This is a genomic window from Streptomyces sp. NPDC058470 (genome assembly GCF_042721055.1).
Classification (GTDB): Bacteria; Actinomycetota; Actinomycetes; order Streptomycetales; family Streptomycetaceae; genus Streptomyces.
On record NZ_JBHXMF010000058.1, the window covers coordinates 50,951 to 58,196 of the forward strand.

The 7,246-nt window shown below is 68.6% G+C and carries 7 protein-coding genes; 5 read left to right on the plus strand and 2 right to left on the minus strand.

Going from position 1 to position 7,246, the window contains the following annotated elements:
• The first annotated feature begins 102 nt into the window (after positions 1-102).
• Genes ACFWP7_RS33635 through ACFWP7_RS33645 form a run of 3 tightly spaced genes read left to right on the plus strand, consistent with a single transcriptional unit; the run spans position 103 to position 3,400 of the window.
• Positions 103-1,038, plus strand: coding sequence for an ABC transporter ATP-binding protein (locus tag ACFWP7_RS33635; RefSeq protein WP_384389374.1), 936 nt, complete (start codon positions 103-105; stop codon positions 1,036-1,038).
• A complete protein-coding gene (locus ACFWP7_RS33640; RefSeq protein ID WP_384389377.1) occupies positions 1,035-2,615 on the plus strand; it encodes an ABC transporter permease subunit in 1,581 nt (526 codons plus the stop codon). Before ACFWP7_RS33635 ends, ACFWP7_RS33640 begins: the two co-directional genes overlap by 4 nt.
• Positions 2,612-3,400: an ABC transporter permease gene (locus ACFWP7_RS33645; RefSeq protein WP_384389380.1), complete on the plus strand. Its 789-nt coding sequence runs from the start codon at positions 2,612-2,614 to the stop codon at positions 3,398-3,400. Before ACFWP7_RS33640 ends, ACFWP7_RS33645 begins: the two co-directional genes overlap by 4 nt.
• A gap of 92 nt (positions 3,401-3,492) precedes the next feature.
• Here the strand turns inward: ACFWP7_RS33645 and ACFWP7_RS33650 are convergent, their stop codons facing one another.
• Positions 3,493-3,987 (minus strand): N-acetyltransferase, encoded by a 495-nt coding sequence (locus tag ACFWP7_RS33650; RefSeq protein ID WP_384389383.1) that lies wholly within the window; start codon positions 3,985-3,987, stop codon positions 3,493-3,495.
• A gap of 265 nt (positions 3,988-4,252) precedes the next feature.
• Positions 4,253-4,867 (minus strand): YceI family protein, encoded by a 615-nt coding sequence (locus ACFWP7_RS33655; RefSeq protein WP_384389386.1) that lies wholly within the window; start codon positions 4,865-4,867, stop codon positions 4,253-4,255.
• A gap of 469 nt (positions 4,868-5,336) precedes the next feature.
• On the opposite strand from ACFWP7_RS33655, the gene ACFWP7_RS33660 reads away from it, so the two are divergent.
• Both ACFWP7_RS33660 and ACFWP7_RS33665 read left to right on the plus strand, forming a co-directional pair.
• Entirely contained in the window at positions 5,337-6,935 is a 1,599-nt protein-coding gene (locus ACFWP7_RS33660; protein WP_384389388.1) for an acyl-CoA carboxylase subunit beta, read from the plus strand.
• A gap of 56 nt (positions 6,936-6,991) precedes the next feature.
• A complete protein-coding gene (locus tag ACFWP7_RS33665) occupies positions 6,992-7,186 on the plus strand; it encodes an acyl-CoA carboxylase subunit epsilon (RefSeq protein ID WP_384389391.1) in 195 nt (64 codons plus the stop codon).
• Positions 7,187-7,246 lie beyond the last annotated feature (60 nt).

Sequence of the window (7,246 nt, forward strand, 5' to 3'; positions counted from 1 at the left end):
CACGGGGGACCCGGCAGGGGATCCGTCCCTCACGCCAGGGGCGCCGAAAACGGCTCCCTGGCGGGACGACTCGAAGCCCGCCAATCCCTAATCTCGCTGAGCATGAGTGACGCAACGATCGAAGTCCAAGACCTGCGCAAGCGGTTCGGCCGGACCGTCGCGGTGGACGGGCTGTCCTTCACGGTCGAGCCGGGGCAGATCACCGGTTTCGTAGGGCCGAACGGGGCGGGCAAGTCCACCACGATGCGGGCCGTGCTCGGCCTGGACGCCCCCGACGAGGGGCGCGCGCTCATCGGCGGCCGCCCGTACCACGCCCTGCGCTCCCCTCTGTTGGAGGTGGGTGCCCTGCTCGACGCGGCCGCACTGCACCCGAGCCGCCGCGGCCGCGACCATCTGCGCTGGCTCGCGCACTCGCACGGCCTGTCCCTGCGCCGCGTGGACGAGGTCCTCGAACAGGTCGGAATGGCCCAGGCCGCCCGACGCCGCGCAGGCGGCTACTCACTCGGTATGCGTCAACGTCTGGGTATAGCTGCCGCGTTGCTGGGCGACCCGCCGGTCCTCCTCCTCGACGAACCGGTCAACGGGCTCGATCCCGAGGGCATCCAGTGGATCCGCGGTTTCCTGCGCCGTCTGGCCGCCGAGGGCCGAGCCGTCCTGGTCTCCAGCCATCTCATGAGCGAACTGGAGGACACCGCCGACCACCTGGTCGTCATCGGCCGCGGCCGGCTCATCGCCGACACCGCCGTCGCCACCCTGCTCGCGGCCGCATCCGGCGACCGGGTCGCCCTGCGTACGACCGCGCGCACCGAGGCGATGGAGCTGCTCGCCCGCGCGGGCGGCACGGTGGCCGTCACAGGCGCCGACACACTGACGGTCACCGGCCTGCCCGCGGAGCGGATCGTGGAGCTGCTCGGCGCGGCCCGGATCCCCTTCGCCGAAGTAGGCGCCCACCGGGCGACGTTGGAAGAGGCGTACATGGAGCTCACGCGACACGCGACCGAGTTCACCTCGGCCCCCGAGGGCGAGGTCACCCGATGACCTCTCCTTCTCCGACCATCGCTCCTTACCGCTCACAACTCCCGCCCACCCGCGAAGGATTCGGACGGCTGCTGCGCGCGGAGTGGTCCAAGTTCTGGACGGTGCGTGTCTGGGTGCTGGTGCTCGTCGTCGCGGCGGCGGTCACGGTCCTGATCTCGCAGCTTGCCGCGAGCGGCTCGTCGGTCAGTTCCGGCGGGGCGCCCGTCACCCTCGCCCCGGACGGCGCCCAGGTCACCGACAGCTTCCGCTTCGTCCATCAGCCCTTGGCCGGTGACGGCAGCGTCACGGTCCGGGTGTCCGACCTGAAGGGGCTCGGCGGACGCGATCCGGAGCCCTGGGCGAAGGCCGGGATCATTATCAAGCAGAGCACGGAGGCCGGCAGCCAGTACGCGGCCCTCATGGTGACCCCGGACCACGGCGTCCGCATGCAATGGAACTTCACACAGGACAAGGCGGGCAGCGGCGCCTCCGGTGATCCGCGCTGGCTCCGTCTGACACGGACGAGCACGCAGTTGACGGGATATGAGTCCGCCGACGGCTCCGACTGGACGAAGGTGGGTTCGGTCACGCTGCCCGATCTGGCGGGCACGACCCAGGCAGGCCTGTTCGTCGCCACCCCGCTCCACAACAACCTGCGCCGCTCCTTCGGCGGCACCTCGGAGACGGCCGGCAGTACGAACATCACGGCGAGCTTCGACCACCTCGCCCTGAGCGGCGGCGCCAGGGGAGCGGCCTGGACCAGTACGGACGTGGGCGCCCCCGCCCCGAATGCCCCCGCCCCGAATGCCTCCGACCCGAACGCCTCCGGCGCCCCGCAGTCCGGCCCGGCGCACCCCGAGCCCGGCACCACCCGGGTATCGGCCTCCGGCGTCTACACCGTCGCCGGCACGGGCGACATCGCCCCGGACGAGACCGGTCCCGACGTCATCCAGATGAGCTTCCAGGGCGTTTTCGTGGCCGTGGTGTTCATGGTGGCGCTGGGAGCCCTCTTCATCACGACCGAGTACAAACGCGGCATGATCCGTACGACGTTCACGGCGACCCCGCGCCGCACCCGCGTCCTGACGGCCAAGGCCCTGGTGATCGGCGGCGTCACGTTCGCCGTCAGCCTGGTGGCAACGGCCATCACCTTTCCCCTGGCCCAGAGCACTATGCGCTCCAACGGGTTCAAGCCCCCCGTGTATCCCGACCTCTCCCTCCTGGACACCACGGCTCTGCGAGCGATCGTCGGCAGCGCGGCACTCCTGTCCCTGGTGGCGGTCCTCGCGCTCGCTGCCGGGGCGATACTCCGCAACAGCGCGGCCGCGATCACGGTCGTCGTGGTCCTCGTGATCCTCCCGCAGATCCTCGCCTTCGCCCTCCCTCTCCCGGTCGGGCAATGGCTGCTCAAGCTGACCCCGGCGGCAGCGTTCGCCGTCCAGCAGGGAGCGACGTACTACCCACAGGTGGATCACAACTGCCTTCCGGAGAGCGGCTGTTACCCCCTCGCTCCCTGGAACGGCCTCGCGGTCCTGTGCGCATACGTGGTCGTGGCTCTGGCGCTGGCCGCCTGGCGCCTGCGCAGGAGGGACGTATGACCTGGTCGTTCCACGCGGAGTGGACAAAACTCCGCACACTGCCCAGTAGCTGGCTTCTGCTGGCCGCGACCGTCGTCCTGACGGTCGCGGTGGGTACGGCCTCGGTGTCGGCGGTCACCACCCGGGACTGCCTCACGGCGGCCGCGTGCCACGAGGACACCGTGAAGCTCAGCCTCACGGGAGTCTGGCTCGGCCAGGCGACGATCCTGATCCTCGGAGCCCTGTCGATGGGAGCGGAGTACGGCACGGGCACGATCGGGACGACGCTGACGGCGACACCCGGCCGTTCACGCGTCCTGGCGTCAAAGGCGGCCGTACTGGCCACGGCAACAGCGGCAGCAGGCGCTCTGGCCATCACCGCTTCCCTCTACGCGGCCCGTCTGATCCTCCCTGGCAACGGCTTCACTCCCGCCGAGGGCTACCCCCTCCTCACCCTCACCGACCCGACCACACTCCGCGCCGCCGTCGGTTCAGTGCTCTGCCTGATCCTCATAGCCGTCCTGGGCCTGGGCCTGGCAGTCCTCCTACGGGACACCGCGGGCGCGATCACGCTGGGCCTCGGCCTCCTGTACGTCGTGCCGCTCCTGGCCGACCTGCTCGGCTCCGCCACCTGGAAGGACCGCGTCGAGCGCTGGGCCCCCATGCCGGCCGGCATGGCCATCCAGGCAACCCGGGACCTCGCCCGACTCCCGATAGGCCCGTGGCCAGGGCTGGGCGTGCTGGCGGCGTACGCGCTGGGGCTACTACTGGTCGGCGCCGCGGTATTCAGATGGCGCGACGCTTAAGGACACGTCCGACTGCTCATGCCGACGAAATACAGCCGCTTTCCGGCGGCTTGACCGGCCGGACAGGTCCTGAGCCGCGCTCTCTCTGAGAATCAGCCCGCGTCCGGCAGCGCCAGCCACTCCTTCCACGACAGGTCCCGGCCGATGAACCGAGGCTGCTCGAAGGGCCAGTCCCCGGCGATCCACCGAGGCACGAGCGAGTCCAGGTCCCGCTCCAACTCACTGCCCACGCGCTCATCCACGACCCACCAGGAGATCTCGGCATCGGCGCCGGCCTTCCCCGGAGGATCGATGTAGACACACCCGAATTCCTCGGTACCCGCGTCATTGAGCAGCACGTAGTTGAAGGACTCATGGGCGGTGATCTCGGCCGCGTGCCGCTCCAGGTCCTCCTTGTTCGCCTCGTACGACATGGTCTCGGCGGGCCACCCCCACGCCTCACCGAAAATGGACCACAGCCGCTCGCGCGAACCCATCACGGTCGGGTAGTCGATGTCCGCATCCGCCCCGCTGATCGGACGCAGGTGGTACCCGCCCGGCAATTCGACGCGCAGGGGATGTACGAAGTCAGTGGGCAGCCAAGTCATGGACGGAGGCTAACTGCCACCCGGGTCGACCGCACCGGGTTATTCCCCGGGACCGAGGAACCGCAGTCGGAACCGACGTTGCGGGTCGCGGGGGAGCGGGACCCTTGCAAGTTGGTGCTCCCTGGCGGCGGAGCCGGGAAATGCGCACGCGTGCGAGCGATGGTCGCGAGGGCGGGCGCCCGGACATGGCACAGCGCCCGCCCTCTGGTTACCGGAGTGTCAGAGGACGGGCGCTTCGAGGGTGCTGGAGGCGTCGACCGCGGAATCAGGCGGCGTTCTTGATCGCCGAGATGTCGAAGACCAGCTTGATCTTGTCGGAGACGAGGACGCCGCCGGTCTCCAGCGCCGCGTTCCAGCTGAGGCCCCACTCGGAGCGCAGGATCTCGGCCTTGCCCTCGAAGCCGACGCGCTGGTTGCCGAACGGGTCCGTGGCGGAGCCGTTGAACTCAAGGTCGATGGTGAGCGGTTTGGTGGTGCCGAGGATCGACAGCTCACCGGTGATCCGGTAGTCGTCGCCGCCCAGGGCCTCCGCCTCGGTGGAGCGGAAGGTCATCGTCGGGAACTCGTCCGTCTTGAAGAAGTCGGCGCTCTTCAGGTGGCCGTCGCGGTCCGCGGAGCCGGTCTCGACGCTCTCCATCTTGACGTCGATCGAGGCGGTCGACTTGGACGGGTCGGAGCCGTCCAGATGCAGTGTGCCCTCGAAGTCCTTGAAGCTGCCCTTGACGTTGGTCACCATCGCGTGGCGGGCGACGAAGCCGATCGTCGTGTGCGACGGGTCGAGCGTGTAGTCGCCGGTCAGCGCGGCCAGTTCGGGGTTCACCGCGACAGGGGTCGTGTCCGTGCCGGCGGCGTTGTCGGTCTTGCGGCCGAAGATGCTCATGGTGTGCTCCTTGGGGGACGGGTCGCGGTTTCGTGCGGAAGCCGCGACGCGAGGTGGTTGAGCGAGGCTGTTTAATATTCAACGATGCCAACAAGGGGGAAGGTAGACCTATTCCATTCAAGTTTCAACATCATTCACCACGTGTTCGGAACGTTACGTTGCGTCACACAACCGCGCTCCGCAAGCGACATCTTTGGGGTGCCCCAGGGGTGTCCCAGGGGTGCGCCTGGGGCAGCTGCAAGGTCACCGCTCAGGTGGCTGTTCACTCCAGGGATGGCATGTGCTCCTCATGAATGTGAGGTGGCTCTCAGCTGGCGGGTTTGTTCGACCTCTACAAGGAAGAGGCCCCCTGAGCAGTCAGATCGCCTGCCTGAAGCAGTGGTTCTGTTGGGGGGTACCAGGAAAACGGCCCGGAGACTGTACGGAGTCGACGGCCCCCTTTCCTTGGTGGGCTTCGTAAGGTCGCTACATGACCGTTTTGGATGAGGCCGAATCCTCAGGATCCTCAGGCGAACCCACGGATGCACGCGGGCGCGTGGCCGAGCTGCACGCGATCCGTGCGGAGGCGCTGCGGGGCCCCAGCGAGAAGGCGACCGCCGCGCAGAAGGCCAAGGGCAAGCTGACGGCGCGGGAGCGTATCGACCTGCTGGTTGATGCGGGTTCGTTCCAGGAGGTCGAGCAGTTGCGTCGGCACCGGGCGACGGGGTTCGGCCTGGAGGCCAAGAGGCCGTACACGGACGGTGTGATCACCGGCTGGGGCACGGTCGAGGGCCGGACGGTCTTCGTGTACGCGCATGACTTCCGTATCTTCGGCGGTGCGCTGGGCGAGGCGCACGCCACGAAGATCCACAAGATCATGGACATGGCCATCGCGGCCGGGGCGCCGCTGGTGTCCCTGAACGACGGCGCGGGAGCCCGTATCCAGGAGGGCGTGTCCGCGCTCGCCGGTTACGGCGGCATCTTCCAGCGCAACACCAGGGCGTCCGGGGTCATCCCGCAGATCAGCGTGATGCTCGGCCCCTGTGCGGGCGGCGCGGCCTACAGTCCCGCTCTGACCGACTTCGTGTTCATGGTCCGCGAGACCTCGCAGATGTTCATCACGGGCCCGGACGTCGTCAAGGCGGTGACGGGCGAGGAGATCACCCAGAACGGTCTGGGCGGCGCGGATGTCCACGCCGAGACCTCCGGTGTCGCGCACTTCGCCTACGACGACGAGGAGACCTGCATCGCGGAGGTCCGCTACCTCCTGTCGATGCTGCCGCAGAACAACCGCGAGAACCCCCCGGGTGTCGCGTCCGAGGACCCCGCCGACCGCCGCTCGGACGTTCTGCTCGACCTGGTTCCGGCGGACGGCAACCGTCCGTACGACATGACGAAGGTGATCGAGGAGCTCGTCGACGACGGCGACTACCTTGAGGTGCACGAGCGTTGGGCCCGCAACATCATCTGTGCGCTGGCCCGTCTCGGCGGCCAGGTCGTCGGCATCGTCGCCAATCAGCCGCAGTCCCTCGCGGGTGTGCTGGACATCGAGGCCTCCGAAAAAGCTGCGCGCTTCGTCCAGATGTGTGACGCTTTTAACATCCCGATCGTCACTCTCCTGGATGTCCCCGGGTTCCTGCCCGGTGTCGACCAGGAGCACGGCGGAATCATCCGGCACGGCGCGAAGCTGCTGTACGCGTACTGCAACGCGACGGTGCCGAGGATCTCGCTGATCCTGCGCAAGGCGTACGGAGGTGCGTACATCGTCATGGACAGCCAGTCCATCGGCGCGGACCTCACGTTCGCCTGGCCGACGAACGAGATCGCCGTGATGGGCGCGGAAGGCGCCGCCAACGTCATCTTCCGCCGCCAGATCGCCGAGGCGGAGGACCCCGAGGCGATGCGCGTGCGCATGGTCAAGGAGTACAAGGCAGAGCTGATGCACCCCTACTACGCGGCCGAGCGGGGTCTTGTCGACGACGTCATCGACCCCGCCGAGACCCGGGAAGTGCTCATCAGGTCCCTGGCGATGCTGCACTCCAAGCACGCGGACCTGCCCTCCCGCAAGCACGGCAACCCCCCGCAGTAACCCTGCGGATCCTCCGCGGCAGCGCTGCGGAAACCTCTCTCACGGAGACTGAACCCATGAACAACTCTGACATCCGCGTCGAGAAGGGCCACGCCGAGCCCGAGGAAGTCGCCGCCATCACGGCCATCCTGCTGGCTCGCGCGGCGGCTGCGCCCGCTTCCGCCACGTCTCACAACGCCGCCCGCCCCAAGGCCGGCTGGCGCCGCCTGGAGCGCGAGCCCGGCTTCCGGGCACCGCACAGCTGGCACTGACCCCTTCAGCGCGCACACGGCCCCGCTCTCCCACCGGAGAGCGGGGCCGTGGCTGTTGGC